Source organism: Tenacibaculum agarivorans, from assembly GCF_001936575.1.
In the GTDB taxonomy this organism is placed as follows: Bacteria; Bacteroidota; Bacteroidia; order Flavobacteriales; family Flavobacteriaceae; genus Polaribacter; species Polaribacter agarivorans.
This window is the reverse complement of the sequence record NZ_MSMP01000011.1, coordinates 174,586-191,585: the sequence shown is the minus strand read 5'-3', so window position 1 is coordinate 191,585 and position 17,000 is coordinate 174,586. Positions and strand designations below refer to the sequence as shown.

At 28.6% G+C, this 17,000-nt stretch carries 16 protein-coding genes; 1 reads left to right on the top strand and 15 read right to left on the bottom strand.

The window, feature by feature from the left end:
* Nucleotides 1–42 precede the first annotated feature (42 nt).
* From prfH to BVC87_RS10695, 9 genes are all read right to left on the bottom strand, one after another.
* Complete coding sequence (gene prfH, locus BVC87_RS10735) at nt 43–738, bottom strand: peptide chain release factor H (RefSeq protein ID WP_075342373.1); 696 nt, start codon at nt 736–738, stop codon at nt 43–45.
* 147 nt (nt 739–885) lie between these two features.
* Nucleotides 886–1,428, bottom strand: a complete 543-nt coding sequence (locus tag BVC87_RS10730) for a hypothetical protein (protein WP_075342372.1) — start codon at nt 1,426–1,428, stop codon at nt 886–888.
* A gap of 291 nt (nt 1,429–1,719) precedes the next feature.
* Complete coding sequence (locus BVC87_RS10725) at nt 1,720–3,111, bottom strand: RtcB family protein (RefSeq protein ID WP_075342371.1); 1,392 nt, start codon at nt 3,109–3,111, stop codon at nt 1,720–1,722.
* Nucleotides 3,096–3,791, bottom strand: a complete 696-nt coding sequence (locus BVC87_RS10720) for a hypothetical protein (protein ID WP_075342370.1) — start codon at nt 3,789–3,791, stop codon at nt 3,096–3,098. The genes BVC87_RS10725 and BVC87_RS10720 overlap by 16 nt, the downstream gene beginning before the upstream one ends.
* An 826-nt stretch (nt 3,792–4,617) precedes the next feature.
* Complete coding sequence (locus BVC87_RS10715) at nt 4,618–6,072, bottom strand: serine hydrolase (RefSeq protein ID WP_159439345.1); 1,455 nt, start codon at nt 6,070–6,072, stop codon at nt 4,618–4,620.
* Between the two features lie 56 nt (nt 6,073–6,128).
* Nucleotides 6,129–6,380 carry a hypothetical protein gene (locus BVC87_RS10710; RefSeq protein WP_075342369.1) on the bottom strand — a complete coding sequence of 84 codons (252 nt, stop codon included), beginning with the start codon at nt 6,378–6,380 and terminating at the stop codon, nt 6,129–6,131.
* Between the two features lie 178 nt (nt 6,381–6,558).
* Entirely contained in the window at nt 6,559–8,352 is a 1,794-nt protein-coding gene (locus BVC87_RS10705) for a hypothetical protein (RefSeq protein ID WP_075342368.1), read from the bottom strand.
* An 11-nt stretch (nt 8,353–8,363) separates the two neighbouring features.
* Nucleotides 8,364–9,533, bottom strand: coding sequence for an ABC transporter ATP-binding protein (locus BVC87_RS10700; protein ID WP_234974659.1), 1,170 nt, complete (start codon nt 9,531–9,533; stop codon nt 8,364–8,366).
* Nucleotides 9,534–9,782: 249 nt separating this feature from the next.
* Nucleotides 9,783–10,556 (bottom strand): M90 family metallopeptidase, encoded by a 774-nt coding sequence (locus BVC87_RS10695; protein WP_075342367.1) that lies wholly within the window; start codon nt 10,554–10,556, stop codon nt 9,783–9,785.
* A gap of 653 nt (nt 10,557–11,209) precedes the next feature.
* On the opposite strand from BVC87_RS10695, the gene BVC87_RS10690 reads away from it, so the two are divergent.
* On the top strand, nt 11,210–12,199 hold the full coding sequence (locus BVC87_RS10690; protein ID WP_075342366.1) for a hypothetical protein: 990 nt from the start codon (nt 11,210–11,212) through the stop codon (nt 12,197–12,199).
* A 66-nt stretch (nt 12,200–12,265) separates the two neighbouring features.
* Here BVC87_RS10690 and BVC87_RS10685 read toward each other — a convergent pair whose 3' ends face one another.
* The 6 genes from BVC87_RS10685 to BVC87_RS10660 form a co-directional block, all read right to left on the bottom strand.
* Entirely contained in the window at nt 12,266–12,952 is a 687-nt protein-coding gene (locus BVC87_RS10685) for a hypothetical protein (protein ID WP_143569760.1), read from the bottom strand.
* Between the two features lie 335 nt (nt 12,953–13,287).
* Nucleotides 13,288–13,989, bottom strand: coding sequence for a DUF434 domain-containing protein (locus tag BVC87_RS10680; RefSeq protein ID WP_075342364.1), 702 nt, complete (start codon nt 13,987–13,989; stop codon nt 13,288–13,290).
* Nucleotides 13,990–14,054: 65 nt separating this feature from the next.
* The gene (locus BVC87_RS10675; RefSeq protein ID WP_075342363.1) at nt 14,055–15,110 is read right to left on the bottom strand and encodes a nucleotidyltransferase domain-containing protein; all 1,056 of its coding nucleotides are present in this window, start codon (nt 15,108–15,110) and stop codon (nt 14,055–14,057) included.
* 95 nt (nt 15,111–15,205) lie between these two features.
* The gene (locus tag BVC87_RS10670) at nt 15,206–15,892 is read right to left on the bottom strand and encodes a nucleotidyltransferase domain-containing protein (RefSeq protein WP_234974660.1); all 687 of its coding nucleotides are present in this window, start codon (nt 15,890–15,892) and stop codon (nt 15,206–15,208) included.
* A 77-nt stretch (nt 15,893–15,969) separates the two neighbouring features.
* Complete coding sequence (locus BVC87_RS10665) at nt 15,970–16,335, bottom strand: hypothetical protein (RefSeq protein WP_075342361.1); 366 nt, start codon at nt 16,333–16,335, stop codon at nt 15,970–15,972.
* Complete coding sequence (locus BVC87_RS10660) at nt 16,319–16,999, bottom strand: hypothetical protein (protein ID WP_075342360.1); 681 nt, start codon at nt 16,997–16,999, stop codon at nt 16,319–16,321. Before BVC87_RS10660 ends, BVC87_RS10665 begins: the two co-directional genes overlap by 17 nt.
* Nucleotide 17,000: the final 1 nt, after the last annotated feature.

The window sequence follows — 17,000 nt, the reverse complement described above, 5'->3', positions numbered from 1 at the left end:
ACTTCTTCTCTTCACTTTGTTTCGTTCATCGTAATGACAGTTTTAATTTAATTCCCTTCGTAAATCATTCTTCAATTGATTACGTTTTGATTTATAGTTTTTCTTTTTCTGTTTTTGAACTTTAAAATCTGTTCCAGTAAATATTTGTACTGGATTTCCTCTTTCTATATTCAAATGATTTTCCCATTCTTGTTGTACCGATTGTTGCAATTGCTGAATATTACTTGCCACTACTCGTTCTTTTAACCATTGTATTGCTATCTTTTTATTTTGATGCTGTGATCTACTTTCTGATACCAATACTTGAATTCCTGTTGGAATATGTTTTGCTCTAACAGCAGAACTAACTTTATTTACATGTTGTCCTCCAGGACCAGAACTTCGTATGGCTTGAAATGCTATTTGCTTTTCGTCTACAGTAATTTTGTTTTTCATTTTTAATTCAAAACAACCGATAAACCAGTTTTTACGTTTGTGATGTTTTCTGAATGTTGATGTGCCAATCCATTGAATAGTGCCTAACCATTCTTTTAAAAATGAAGTCAAGCTTTTACCTTCAATTTGAATCGTAACCGATTGAACAGTTCCGTTTTCGTTCCCATTTTCTTTTTGAAGAATCATATAATCAAACTTATTTTCTTCTAATTTTTTCAGGAACGTTTTTAATACTTTAGCAACTACCCAAGTACATTCTGCAGGACCACGACCTGCGGTAAATTGAATTGTTTTTGTTTCCATTATTATTTTCTTGTTGTCAGTTCGAGTGATTTTAATCGAGAAAAATGAGATTCTAATTTTATCGAGAACCTATTAAACTCTTCTTCTCGATATAAAAGCATTCTTCATTTTATTCTGAATACTTTCACTCGAAGTGACAAAGTGCCTTTAAGGCATTTTTGATAACAATGGATTGCCTATTGGATTTTTTCCTTCTGATACTAATTTTACTGCGGTTTTTACTGCCCAACATTTATCACTTGAATGAATGTTTGAATAAAAACTTAATAACGTTTCTGGTTGAACTACTTGCCAACCATTAATTGCTGTTGTTGCTATAGTTTTAGATTCAAAGAAATCGATTGTAACTCTAACTTCTCTTCCTGTTGGTAACCATTCTATTTTTTCGTATCGTCTAAAATTCTCTTGACTTGGCATATGATCGTAACGAGTCCAAACTTTTTCAAATCCTTCATCTAATAAAATTTGCATTACAATTCCTACATTTTTAGGATTTACAAAAATGTCTATATCCTTATGATCATGTGCATGCTTGTATTCCTTATGATTAATTTCTGACATAAAATGCCAAGCCCAACCTCCAGAAATAACAATCCATTGTTTTAATTTTTCTAATATTTTTAAGCCTAATTCTATACGGTAATCAGGCCATAATTCTCCGTATCTTTTTGTGTTATGATTTGCTCCCATTTTTCTAGCTTTATACTATTAGCTATTAGCCATTGGCTCTTTGCTTTTAGCTGTTTGTTTTTTTGAAATATTTTATTAGTACATTCTTAGTTATACGAATGTCAGTTCGAATGATTTTATGAATGAAAATGAAGTAAAATTGTACTGAATCAAGTTCAGCAGAAGCTATCGAGAACAATTCGATTACTTCTCGATATAAAATTATTCTCCATGCCATTTCAAATAATTTCACTCGAAGTGACAATTCGTAATTCATCATTAAAAATTGATCATTGTTTACCGATCACTGAATTACTTATCCATTCTTACAATTTTCGGTGTAAAAGTTCCTACAACTTCTACCAATTCTTGCTGATTTGCCATGACTTTCTTTATGTTTTTATATGCCATTGGTGCTTCATCAATTCCTCCACCGATTAAACTCACATCATTCATTTTTAATTGATGTTTAATATCACTTTTGGTGAACTTTTCTTTACATTTTCTTCTAGAATGTTTTCTCCCTGCTCCATGTGATGCCGATTGCAAACTTTCTTCATTACCTAAACCTCGAACAATGTATCCTGGTGCCGTCATAGATCCTGGAATTACTCCTAACTCTCCTTTAATAGCAGGAGTTGCTCCTTTTCTATGTACAATTCGTTCTACTCCATTTACTTGTTCTTTCCAAGCAAAATTGTGATGATTTTCAACCGTTGCTAATGGCTTTACTCCCAACAGTTTTGCTACTCGTTTGTGAATATTATCATGACAAGCTTTTGCATAATCACCTGCTAAATTCATAGCTAACCAATATTCTTGTCCGTCGTGTGTATTTAAATCTAACCAAGCTAAATGTTGTACATTCTTTGGTAACGGACATTGTTTACTCGCTAAATAGGTATAATGCTTTGCTATATTAGCCCCTAAAGCTCTTGATCCACTGTGAGATAATAATCCCACATATTCACCAACAGGTAAATCAAACTCGTTCTTTTCATCAGTTATCGTTACAATTCCAAACTCTACAAAGTGATTTCCACTTCCTGAAGTTCCTAATTGTCTAAATGCCTTTGTTTTTAAACGCCTTACTAATGGAATGTCTCGAAACTCACTACGTTCAAATATTTCATGATCTTGTTTTTTATCATGTGTCTCATACATTCCAAACTTTGTATGTTCTTTTAAAATATTCTCCATTTGATGTTGCTTCCCTTTGATGTAAGAAGCTTTCATTGGATAAATACTTAAAGCCATTCTACAACCGATGTCCAATCCCACACCATATGGAATTACTGCATTCTCTGTAGCTAAAACTCCGCCAATGGGCAAACCGTAACCCGAGTGTGCATCTGGCATTAATGCGCCTTGCACTGCTATTGGTAATTTTAAAGCATCGTATAATTGATACTTTGCTTGATCATCAATTTCGTTTTCTCCATAAATTGAAAATGGAGCTCTTGTATTTCGTAATTGATGCATTCTAACTTCTACTGGTTTTGTTAAACCTTCTGCAACTTTCCCCCAAATCGCATTTCCTTGATATTTTTCTGGATGAAGCAATACGTCTTTTGCTTCCTCTAAAATGCGATCTTTCTTTTCCTTTTTTCTGTATCGGTTAATTTGCCCTAAGGCGATGTTTATGCTATTATTTTGTGGAAATCCTAAATTGATTAGGTCTTTTCCTTTTAATTTTTTTCCCATGTTACTTTCCCATTTAAAATTGCTGCTATAGGATAGTTTTGTAAAGCTTTTAATTGTTTTTTAGCTTTAAGTTTATCCTTTGTAAAATCTTGGGTTGCCCAATAATCTTTTCGATTCCAACCACAAAATTTTGCGTTTGCTTTGTAGTATCCGGTTCTTAACAACTTGTTATCAAGTAAAGCATATTCACTCTCTAACTCAGGATCAATTCTTTTAGAATGTGTTATATAAGCTCTCGTGTATTTTATACGATAGGCGCTTTTAGGAATTCGTACATAAAATCTTTTTCTAAGTTTTTTATCTTCTGTTCTGTACGAATACACTGTGCACATCTTTTGTGCTTTATAACTTAATCTGTTGAATTGACGTTTACTGATTGTTGGAAAATCTTTATAGATCAGATATTTTGAAATCTGGTGAAACCATTGTTGATCAGCTTCTTTTTTGGTTCTACCCCAAAACTTCTTTTCTATTACATCGTATAATTCAAGAATCTCTTTCTTGTTTTTATATCGATCTACGTTTTGAGTTATAACAACCTCTTTAAACCAACCATGTCGAATTGGTTTTTCAAGTTTTATATAACCTAAACTTTGTTTTTGTTTCCAAATTTGACGTTGTCTTTTCCAGATACCACGAACCTCTTTAAGTCTTTTCGACTTTTTATGTTCTGGTTTCAATTATTTTCCTATTAAACGTTGCTTTGTCTGTTTCGGAAATGGTAATAAACTAAACGGAATTGTGTAGTATTAAAAATCCGAAACTTTGTTTTGGGCTTCGGACTTTAAACATATGGTATACTATTTATGAATGAAGTCACGAAGCTGTTGTGCATAAGAACCTAGTTCTCTTATTACACCGATGTCTTTTCTTAAATTGAACATATTACTTCGTTTTTTATGTGTTAAGTTTTAACTCCTTTCTTTATTTTATATTAGTTAGACTCCCCTAACTATTATAATAAAGTTATTAAAACGATATTTTGTTTTTGCTTTAATTACGATGCAAAGATGTGAGGCTTTTTTTTATTACGCAAGAAAAAAATGAGTTTATTTATCTGAAAACAAAACACTTAACTTAAATTAAAAGAATAAGAATCCTGTCCGAATTTCTTCAGATAATTAATCTATTGTAATTGAGTTATGTAGTGCTATTAACTCTTTTTTCAAAGGGCTACATTTTTTTCATAAAAAAAGCGTCCAAATTTTACAACTTGGACGCTTTTAAGTGATTTTATACTACAATAACCTATTTGTAACACCATAGAAATCGCTTTTGAGCGTCCGTTTTGTGATTAAATTGCTTTAGCATAGGTTATATATTTTACTTTATTACTATTAATTTGATGACAAATATGCCAATTTTATTTGATTAAAGTACTTAGATTTATTTTAAATTGTAGTTCACAACATATTATTGTGATGAAAATAGTCTTTAACTATATAGTTTGTTAGCTCTGATTTTGAATTTATAAAGTTCTTAAATTGTTATAATTACTAATACTCGTTAATTAGTATTAGTCATTCTTTCTATTTTTAATATCATTTCTTTTGCATTTTTATTTGTTGAATCTAATTCTAGAGCTTTTTTATAAGCTAATATAGATAAATCATATTTCTTGCTTGTAAAGTATGCTTCTCCAAGACTATCAAATGCATTTGAAGATTTTGGATATTCTTCTGTATATAATTTAAATATAAGTATCGACTTTTCTATTTGTTCATTTGATAAATAATAATATCCGACATTGTTAAGTGCTCTTTCAAAATTAATATTTTGATTATTTCGCCTTATTCTAGTAAATGATTCAACTGCTTTTTCATAGTCATTAAGAAGAAATGCCAATCTAATATCCTCACTTAACATTCTGTTTTTTCTTGCCAATCGTTCATCCATTAATCCAGAAAGATAAGTAATTGCATTTGCTATGATAGGTCTATTTTTAAACCCATTTGATAGCATAATTATCGTTAAATCATGATCTATAAATTTCATAAAAGCACTTACTCCTCCTCCAGTAAAACCATAATATCGTTTATCTTCTGGTCCATAAATTCCCCAAGTATAACCAAAAGGAAAATTATTATTTTCATACTGAAATGGAGACATCATTTTATGCTTTGTCTCTTGCGTTACTAATTGATTCTGATCCAATTTATCATTCCAATCTAGTAAACTATTTAAATTTATATTTAAACCATTTCCTGCTAATGAACGATTACCTGCTTCATAGGTCGTTTTTTCATAGGCTTTATACTCCTTGTTATACTGATATTTTGAAACTCTGTTTGGATAATCTACCAAACTATTTGAAGCAAAAAGTACTTCATTTTTTCTATTTTTAAATTGATTTTCTTTGACAAAGTCTTCAAAGTGCTGGTTGGTTACATTTTCAATTATTAATTGAAGAAACCAATAGTTTGTTTGACTATACTCATATTTATCTCCTTTTTCAAAATGTAATGCTTCTTGGCTAAGTTTTTTAAGTAGTTCTTTGTCAGAAAGTTTTTTATTTAAATCCTTATAATCCGGTAGACCTGAAGAACAACTTAACAAATGTTCTATTCTGATTGTTCCCCATGATTCTGGAAGGTCTTCAATGTATTTATAAATAGGGTCTTTTAATGTGATTTTTCCTTTTTCTATTAATTGAAAAACAGCAACAGATGTAATTAATTTTGTTGTGGAATACCCCCTAAACAATGTGCTATCAGTTACTGAAACATGATGAGCAATATTAGCTAATCCATAATTTTTTTTATGAATAATTTGTCCGTTTTTAACAATAGCAACTGACATACCAGGAATTTCATCAGCTTTGAGAATTGAATTTAAATAATCATCGACTTGTTCTATTACTTGCTTTGATTTTGTAGCTTTTTTTGTTTTGTTACTGGAACAGGAAAATGTAATCAACAGATTGGTAAAAAGTAGTAAAGAAATAAAAAATTGTTTTTTCATCATATGTCTTTTAATTTGAAATAAATTATTAGACTAACTACAAATTTTTAAATCCGTTACAATTTAGTTAATTTATTTTCTATAAATAATACTACAAATACTAGTATTGAAATTGGTAATAGAGAAAATCTAAGCGTATACATCAGTTCTTCTCCAAATAGATACGTACTCCATCTACTTTCTTTGTCTCTAAATATGGATAGATTTAAGTAAAACCATAAGAAACCTACTAAAACTGACTTTAGTATTATTCCAATAGGTTTGTTTTTTACTTTGTTTAAAGCTGAAAAAGCTATTGTTAGTAGCATACAAAAAATTATAAAAACAATAAGAAAATCAATTATAAAAAGGCAAATTGAACAATAACTATTACTATAATTTAAAAATTGATACATAGACCAATACGATTGAATAATAGATGCGATTAATAATAATAGAAATACTAGAATTTTTGTTTTCATTCGTTTTTAGTATTGTTTGTAAATATTATTGAGGCCAAGATTTCCAATTACGAATTTGTTTTGCATAAATAAAAACACTTATTATAGCTACACTAGTTATGAACCAAAAACCGTAGTCTTCAAACCAAATTAAAAAAGAATTAGAATTTCTTTCCAAATGTCTTAAAGAATTTCTATAAAAAAATATAGTCAATGTTGTAGTTAAAGGAATCGTAAATAATGCTAGTGAAAATAGTATCGACGTTATAATTTTCTTCCATTTTCTAACAAGCGATACAATTGATAATAGTATTACCGTAGCTCCAGTAATTATTGATATTAATAAACCTATTTCTTTACTTGTTGCAAATTTAAAGTAACGTTCAGAAATAAAAATTAACAGTAATAACAATATCAATATTACTCCTGCTGCTACTGCACTTAATAAGATATTTTTAATACCCGTAGTTTTAAACAAAAAGATTAAAATTGCTAGAACTAATGAAACACTTATTAAAAAATACAATGCTGCATAATTAAAACTCGGATGAAAAGTAGTATACACATTTTTAAAAAAGTAATCTAAGTTTCCTAATTGGAGAAAAGGTATTTCAGAAAAGAATTCTTTTTTTTGTCTTTTTACTAAAGCAAATTTACCATCTGAAGTTCTAGGAAATTTGGAAAAAAATATTTTGTCTTTTGGATGAGTTTTATTAGCTAAACTAACTGTATCAATAGTTGTTTTCCATCTGAAATAATCTTGCTTAAACTCTTCTTTTTTATAATCTCTTACTACCTCTCTTGATTTTATATCTGTGATAAATTCATAATCGTTACCTACATTTATAAGATGTAACCAATCTCTTGTATTTAAATTATTTTTTAAGGTATATTTCTTTGCTAATGAAAGAAAGCTTTCCAACTCATTTTTTAAAAGATCAGTGTCTTTTTTATCTAAAAGTGTTTTATAATATTTCAAACGGTTTTGTGTGTCTACAGAATCCTGTCCATAATTGTAAAGCTCTTTTGAGAAATTACGTAGGTTAGGACGAGTTAGCTTTTTAAAATTAGATACATCATAAACTATTCTGTATTTAAAATCAGTAATATCATAATACCCTTCTTCATATGCCTCTTCTTCCATTTCTTCAGGCACTTCCGTTACTATAGATTCTAATCGCTCTTGTTTAATATCTTGTTGTATGAGCTCATGATTAATCTTATAAAACTGATAATACTTTCCTTCATATCTAAAATATGATTTGCTTGTATCTATTTTACGCGGTAGAAATCGTTCACTTGAAGTAGATTCCATTTCTAATGGAAACGGATCAGGATATTCTTTATTTTTTATAGTATAATTACTCTTATTTTCTAATAAAAATAACGCTGCATTATTAAACTTTTTAATGTCTGCATCTATATTTTCCCATGTATATAAACTCTTGATTTTTGTAGTTATCCCTGAAGTATAAGAAAAATAATGGGTGACATTGGAAAAAAAGATGATAAACAATATGCAAAACTGTAGAAATAGACTTCCTGATCTAAGTTTATAAAAATTTTTGAATGCATTGTTTTGTAGGTAAAATATTAACCATATCAATAAAGAAATTATAGATATTAAAGTTCCTACAAAAACTGCTGGTGTATCATAATAAAATTGTTCTAAACTGTAATGTACTGATATGTCTTTATGATTCTTTATCGATACAAATCCTGCTATAAAAAATCCTAAATGGAGTACTAATGCAAATGCCAGCATCCAAACCAATCTTGTATTCCAAATTAAAGGATAGTGTTCTATTAAATACTTATTTATTTTTTTGATCGTTTTCATAAGCTTATTTTTTAATACACAAAAAATCGTCTTGTTGATTTTGAGATATCTCGTATATATTGAATTGTAAAATTACTTAAGGCTATCGTTGATAATACTGTATTAAACGAAATTGAATCATCTTTAAAAGAGATAATATATACTCCTCCATTAAATTCTATTTGCTCTACATTAAATTCTTGTAAAACCTTTTCAATATCTTCTCTAGAATTTTCGGTATCAAGTTCAATGATTAATTTATTTTGTTCTTCAGTTTTTAATCCTAAGAGATCACTAGGTTTACCATTCCTTAAGTAAATTACTTCATCAGAAATCTTTTCAACTTCATACAATTGTTGTGAAGAAAAAATCATTGCTATTGGATTTACATGAGACTTAGCCAGCATTTTCAAATCTTCTAAAATTACTTGCTGTGCCAAGATATCAAGATTGGCTAGTGGCTCATCTAATAAAACTATTTCTGGTTTTCTCAACATGGTCCTAGCTAGTTCAAAACGCATTTTATATCCTGATGATAATTCACTCCATTTTAATTCTTTATATTTCCATAATCCGAATCTTGCGATCATCATATGCACTAACAATTCATTTTTTTCACCGGTTACTCCATGGTGGACTAATGCAAACTTTAAATTATCTATAACACTTCCATACCATTTTGAAGTCCGTTGAGGAATGTATACTAATTTGGTTTTTAAATCATAAAGATCTGTAGTAGGATTTAAAAATGAATATGATACTATTCCTGAAGACTTTTTGATTAATGATGCCAAAATAGTAAGTAACGTAGTTTTACCATTTCCATTCTCTCCTACCAGTCCATAAATGTCTCCACGTTTCAATTCAATAGTAATTGGACCAAGGGTAAATTTTCCTCTATTATATCTTTTTTCTATTGATTCTCCTTTTAAAATGGTTTGACCAATATGATTTTTATCGGGAACATGAACGCTCTTTATGATACTAATACAAGATAAAAACTTCTCATACAGTTCTGATTTGTCTTTTTCATGATTTTCATATACATCAACAAATTCTAATGTTTCCTTAAAAACATTAGGATCATCTGTATGCAATGCAGCGTCCAATAGAATCCTATATCCTAAAGAATGATCCCCTTGTTTAAAATATGTCACTGCTTGTTCAATCAGCAATTCTTGTTTTGTTATTTTATCTTCCATAACAACTTATCTTTTACTACTATTTATTATAATTTTCACTATAAATTCAGTCACAATATTTAGTCCCCTGACAATTTATTTATATAATTCTCTTATCGTTTCTAAGCACAAGCTTTCCTTGTACTCTTTTTCTATTGCTAATATATACTTTTGTAAGCTATTAATCTTATAACGTTGAAATTACATATTGATCTCCTTTTTACACTACATCAATCTTTTTTCGCAGGAAATCTTTACATAATCGTAGTTTTAATCTACGGTAAAGCAATCATTCAACATTTGATATAGTTTAGGGTGTTTTCTTTTTAATAACATCGGGCGTTCAAAAAAATATTCGCAAGCAACGGCAAAGAATTCTTCTTTTGAGGTTCCTCCATAATTTCTGATATCAGAATCATCATCATTTATGGCTTCCATTTTATCATGAACTAAATCTAACCACACGACTAAATTTTCATTGTCTAACAATGCTTTAGGAATTCCATCAATATTTCCATCTAACTTATCTAATAAATGTACAAATTCATGAATTCCAGTGTTTCCTTTGTCTGTTTTGTTTGTAAAACCATGGTGTAACGCTCTTCTTGATAAAATCATTTTATTTTCAAAACGACCATTACCTACCAATCCTCCTATAATTTTATTTTTTGATTTTGCAGCAAATTCCAAGTTTTCATTAAAGTAATCAGGATAAATAATTACGGTTTTTAAATTAGGATACATAAAATTATTAAAACCAAAAACAGGAATAATAGCACTTGAAGCTACCAAAAGGAGATCCAAATCTTCCAACTCAAAATCTACTGCTACAATTTCAACATGATTTAAAAACGATTCGATTCTCTTTTTAAAATGTAATCGATCCTCTGTATTTAATTGTTTGTAAAACAATATGTTTTCCTCAAGTAAAGTGTACCAATGCTCTTGAATTGTAATTTTATGAGTATTGGGTTTAGTTTGCTTTTTAGTAAGAGATAGATATACTAAAAAAAGGATGATAATTGTAACAACTATATATAACATTAGACTTTTTCTTTTAGGCTAAAATACTATTATTTTTCATTTTCAATAGATTCAAAAAACATGGTTTTAAAATAAGCAAATTTTGTAGCTGAAATTAATAAGATCTCGACAGCGCTATCATTGACGTCTTTTGCAATATGTTAAAAATAAGATATTTATAATAATATATAAATTAATAATTCCCTATCCTTTGTCTTGATACAACCTTTCGACAAGCTCAAGAGAGGCTTCGCAAAAATCAAGATTGAAATGATAAGAATTTAAAAATACTACAGCATCAACAACCATAGATGAAAAAACTCACTATCGCTCAAACAGTTTTTCATCTTTCATCCAACACTGCTGCCTTATTTTTAATAGGTCGAATTTTATCTAGTTAACATTAAATATCTGGTTCACAAAACCTCACAAATATGCTTTTAAAGCTATGTATTTCAGCACAGTATTCTCGATATAATATTTAAAATAACTCAGGGTGTTTTTCACTTTATAATTCCTTTATGGTTACCCGTATATTTTATTCATAAGGTTTCTTTTTATTTGGTAACTAGAAAATGAAAAATTAATAGCTTATTCTTTTCATTTCTTCGATTAAATTTTGATCAAAATAACTACATAAATAAGTTAATAATAATTAAAACAAACGAAAATATATGACAACAATAAAAGGAGTAATGAGATCTTATGGTGCTACAGTTAGAAGAATGGAAAGGGAACAGCAAAGGAAAGCTAGAGAGGCTGCGAAAAGGTTCAAGGAACAACAGAGATTACAATCTATTGAAGATGCTCGGCAAGCCGTAAAGGATTATAATAATTATGTCGACACGCTACAATCTCTTCATAAAAACTGTACAGAGTTCGTAGATTGGAATCAAATTAAAAGTCAGCCAAAACCAAGTATACCAATAGTTTCAAAAGAAAATGAAAATATAGCTAAATCTAAATTAGAAAATTTCAAGCCTTCTTTTTTTGATAAAATATTTGGTTTAACTAACAAAAAAATAATTAGGTTAAAAAACACTATTAGTTCTGCTATTGAAAAGGATAAAAAACAAAGTGAAATAAACTCTGATAAATATAAACAGGAATTAAACGATTGGAAAAAACTTCAAAATATCTCAAATGGTATTGAGCAAAAAAATCCCGAATATTACAAAGAAGCATTACAATTTTTTACTCCTTTTTCGGACATTGGTGAATTAGGTTCAAAATTAGAATTTTCCTTTTCCGAAAGCCTAATTGATATTGAACTTCACGTTAATAGTTTAGATATAATTCCTGATTATGAATTAAAACAAACTTCGACTGGAAAATTATCTAAGAAAAATATGGCAAAATCAAAGTACAATGAACTTTATCAAGATCATATTTGTAGTGCTGTTATCCGTATAGCTAGAGAGATTTTTGCTTATTTACCAGTTGAACATGTAAGGGTAAATGCAATGTCAGAATTGCTTAATTCTAAAACAGGACATATAGAGGAAAAACCAATTTTATCTGTTATTATTCTGCCAGAGACAATTGACAAATTAAATTTAGATACAATAGACCCTTCTGATAGTATGCAGAACTTTGTACATAATATGAAGTTTGTAAAAACAACTGGATTTAAAGAGGTTAAAAAAGTGGAGTTGGAAAAATAACTATTAACAACAATCGCGAGCTTTTTTTTTGAAAATTTATTTGTGATTTCTTTTTATAAAGTACTACTATTTTTCATTTTCTGAGTTGATAAAGGGTTCTACAAAACCAATAAATTCTAAATTACTTTGTTTCCAACGAGCCCCATGACCTGAAGCAATACGAACTTCATAAATCAGCTCATGTTTATAATGGTAAAATATATTCCACCACGTTTTTTGTTCTAATATATAGTTTAGTAATTCCTTTACTTTTTCTTCCTTTTGTTTAGGGTTACCCGTTACTTTTCCCCAGAAATTATTAGTAGTTCTTTCCGAATGTTTTTCAAAAGCTCTTACAGCTTTGGATACATGTAAATTATGCTGGACAAAACTCTCTTTAAAAACATCTTCATTTAATGGTGGAATAGCATTAACAGTTGTATCCGTTGCCGATGTTAATCGCAGACCTAAAACGATAAGAAAGTCTTTTATATTTGTTCTTTCAAATAAAGTTATTTTATCTGTTATGTGTATTTCTTTAAGTAGAAACAGAAATTGTTGATATGATGACTTTCTGTCAAATTCGACTTCTTCTTCAAAAAATGGTACTCTAAATTTATGTAAGTACATTTTGTCTATGTAGTATGCGTATAAATTATCTATAAAACATTTGATATGTTCTGGTTTACAAAATAACGAATAGTGTTCGTTTTCTTTTTCAAATAGTTTTTGTTGAATATGGAGTAATTGATTATGTAGTTTTTCTTTTTTCATTTTCAATATTTCACCTTTCTGTTTGTTAGTTTTTTGAAAACAAGTAATCTCTCTTTCTTTTTCTTGATAAAAAGAAACAAAAATCAAGACTTATGATAAAAAATTAAGAAAATACTACAGCATCTACAGCCACAGATGAAAAAAACTCGCTATCACTCAAACAGTTTTTCATCTTCTTCCAATGCTGCTGCCTTGATTTTCAAACTTTTTATCAATAGGTCAAATTTTAGATTGTTAATAAATACCATTACAATTTGACAAATACAATTCTTTAATCATTTAGATCATAATTCATCCCAAACCAACATTAGTTTATTGGTAATTGCAATTGTTAATTAACTAGAAATCAACATTTGGTAATCCTTAGGTAGTAATTCTTGTATTAAGTTGAACCATACTTCCACACGATCCAAAATCCAAGCGTCTGAAGTTACAGCTATAGATTCACTGTTTGCAATAACTTTATCTGGATTATTTTCTAAAATTACTTCCCAATTATACTTAAATTCTTCTGCTATGGATAATAACTTAGTTTTCATTCTTTCACTATTGGAAACAGGTTGATCGAAAATCCATGTTACTTTTTTGACTTTGTACTTTTGAAAGAAATCTCCAATTAATCGGATAGCTTCTTCTGTTTGATGTACACTTTTATACGTTCCATGCAGTGATGATAAATCTCTATATGCTCCATCTTTGCCTTGAAATACATAGGCATTTGAAAGTATACTTTCTAATAATATAATCTGATTAAAACCATCAATTATGATTTCTTTACCGATCAAATTCTCTTTCAGAATTTGCTTTACTTTTCTATTTTTTACAGCTGATGCTGCTGCAGACATTCCTTTGATTGCTTGTTGTTGTCGCTTATTGAGTTTATATCGATTACCAACCAATTCGCAAGAAGAAAATTCTCCATAACCGCGTTCTAATAAAAAAGACATATCAGAAACGGCTTCTTTGAGTTTTCGTTGCATAAATTCTTGTCCAAATAATCGATCATCTGAACCTTCTTTTCCTCTGTTTTTGGGCATTTCTTAGTTTTTTAGGAGTTAAGAATTTTAGAATATAAGGAGTAATATAATTATGCTTAACCAACTTATGTTAAAGTGTAAAATTGTTCTCTTATGTTAATTAATAACTCATTTACTTGATCTTTATCTGACTGTTCTGGCAAGTTAGAACTATCATAAACATCCTCTAATTCTGCTCTCATATCTTGAGCTGTGTTAACCAGTTCATCATATTCAAATTCAGCATTTTTAATTAATAATAAATATTCTCTATCGGGTCTTTTTACTTGAATTATATTTGTTAGTCCAATTTCTCTAGCCATGTGCAATAAACGAAATGTATGCATCATATTTTTTGCATCGTAATTTTTATCATGAGATATGTTACTTTTATAACGTTCATCGTTTCTTTTATCGACCCAGTCCCAATATTCTTTGTACTTTTTACAATACGATGAATAACCTTCTAAATTACTGTATAAAACAGCAATTGGCTTTTCTTCTTTTGGAATTGAACTTGTACACACCTCATTTGCATTTTCTCTCGCGATTCCTTGATAACCTAATGAATCACTATAAAACAAATTGAAACAATTCTTCATATTTGGAATTTTAGCCAATCCGCAGTTATTAATATCTAGATCATGTTCTGTTAAATATTCTTTTAATGATAATGACTTTTTCCCTTGAAGAACAGTACAAAAATCAATGATTTCTTTTCGTTTTTTTTCAACCGGATTTACAATTTTCTTATTTAAACCTCTCGCCTTTTTAATCTGAGTAAAAGCATAATTAGCAAATGTATTCTTGCATAATTTTGATAAAAATAACTCTGATGTAATTTTATCGTAAATAGGATGTTTAATTTGAATACACTCATTTGGCATATTTAATAATTCTAAGATATTAGGATTATTCTTTAAGCATAATTCTATAAACTTTCTTAATTCATAATACACTATATCATTCGTTTCATTATTGATTTGTCCAACATAATCAAGCGAATAGAATTTATCTTTTGGTAAAATAAAAACACCACGAATATCTATATCTGAAGTAGGTGTTTGTAATCCGTATGCTCTACTTCCACTGATACTTTCGAAAATGATCGAGTTTGATTTTTTTAATTCTTCTAGTGTCATTTTATAAATTTTATGTCATTGCGAATGAAATGAAGCAATCTTTCAATTTATAAAAACAGATTGCTTCTCTTCGCTTTGCTACAATCGCAATGACGTTACACATATTTCAAAAAGAAACTATTAAATGCTTCTTGATTTGCTTTACTACTTGGTAAATTATTTTGTAATTTATTGTTTTCTTCAATAACCATTCGAACCAAATCAATCAATTCTTCACTAACATTTTCTTTACTCTTTTCAATACGTTTACTTTTTAACTCAATTATATAATCAATTTTAGTATGATAAGATGCATCAATTAACTCATACAAATCTTTGAAATAAACTGGTGGAATTGTATGTTTTTTAGCAATCCAATTGGCGCATAAAGCTGTTCTGATGGTGTAAAAGAAACTCTTTAATGTCATTTTATCAGTTCCTAAGGTTTCCTCAAAACCTTTGTTCATTGAATGAAAATGATGAAAGCCTGCAATTGGATTAAAGTTTTCGCTTGCCAATATTTTTAATTCTTCTAAAAAAGTGGTATTTGCTCTATAAATTACAGATGAAAATAACCAACCCGTAAACGAAGCATTTGACTTTGCTAGTAAACGAAGTGCTTTTCTGATATCCCAACCTGATCCGTCTAAATCATCTTCTGTCATAAATTCGATCGTATCTTTTGTTTCCCAAAGATTTAAATACCAGTCTTTAGAATGTTTGTAGACAAATCGGATATCGTAATCAGAATCTGGAGAAGCAAAACCCCAAGCTCTACTCCCTGATTCTACTGCAAATAGAATTTCAATATTCTTTTTTTTTCTAATGCAGTTAAATGTTCTAAAATTCTTTTTTTCATAATCTTACCTTTAATTTATATTTACCAGAGAGGATCTTCACTAACCTTATTTTTTTCTATTCCAATAAAGTGTGGAGTAAAACAGTCTGCTATTAAAACTCCTATTTCTTCATTGCAAGTAGGACATAATTGATTTAAACCATCCAATCCAGAAGGTCCACAACAACCTTGCATTTTTTTATAATCATAATGATCTTTTAATTTTATACTTTTAATATTAATTAGATAAGTAATTTGTAGGTCTTCAAAATTCCAAACATCATTATTAATTAAATATTTTCCTTTTGGAATTAAACTAATTTCATCTGTATAAATAACTTCACTACTTTTCGCTTTAATTAATCCTTCTACTAATAAATACTTACATTTTTTACAATATAGTTTCATCCTTTCCCTTTTTCATAATGCTTATAAACTTTTCTAAATACTCTTGTAATACATTTACATTACTTTCTTTTCTTAATAAGTAGTTTTTCAAATCTGGATAATGTTTAATGATACTTTCTTTAGTATATAACTCAACAGATTCTATCAGTCCCAACGTTATTCCTAATTGAAAAGCTATTGTTTTATACACTTCTATATGTGAACCATTTTTACCAAAATCTTTAATCTGATCAAGTCGTATATTCTCTAAAAAAATAACCTTATCATTAATCCTTCCTCGTAAAGCTTCTTTGGCTTTTATTCTAAATTCAGTTCTTGTGAAATATGATATTAGAGAACGCAAACATCTTTCTATTCTAGCTTCAACATTTCTATTAACTTTAATTTTTATCTTTTTTTCAAATCGTTGTGAATGTAATTCGTAGGTTTCATATAAAGCATTGTTTAATTCATCTTTTTCTCCTTTGAAACAATTTATAACAATACCATTTTCAATAATTGATAAATTAGCATTTATGGCTTTATTTGTATTAAAATTTGACTTTTCGATGTATGCTTTTATCGTTTCGTGGTTTTCATGTATTGTTTTTAATTCATCAACAAAAAAACATACATCCAAGTCAACTGAACTTTTAGAGCCGAAAATTTGATATGGAGTTTCCATA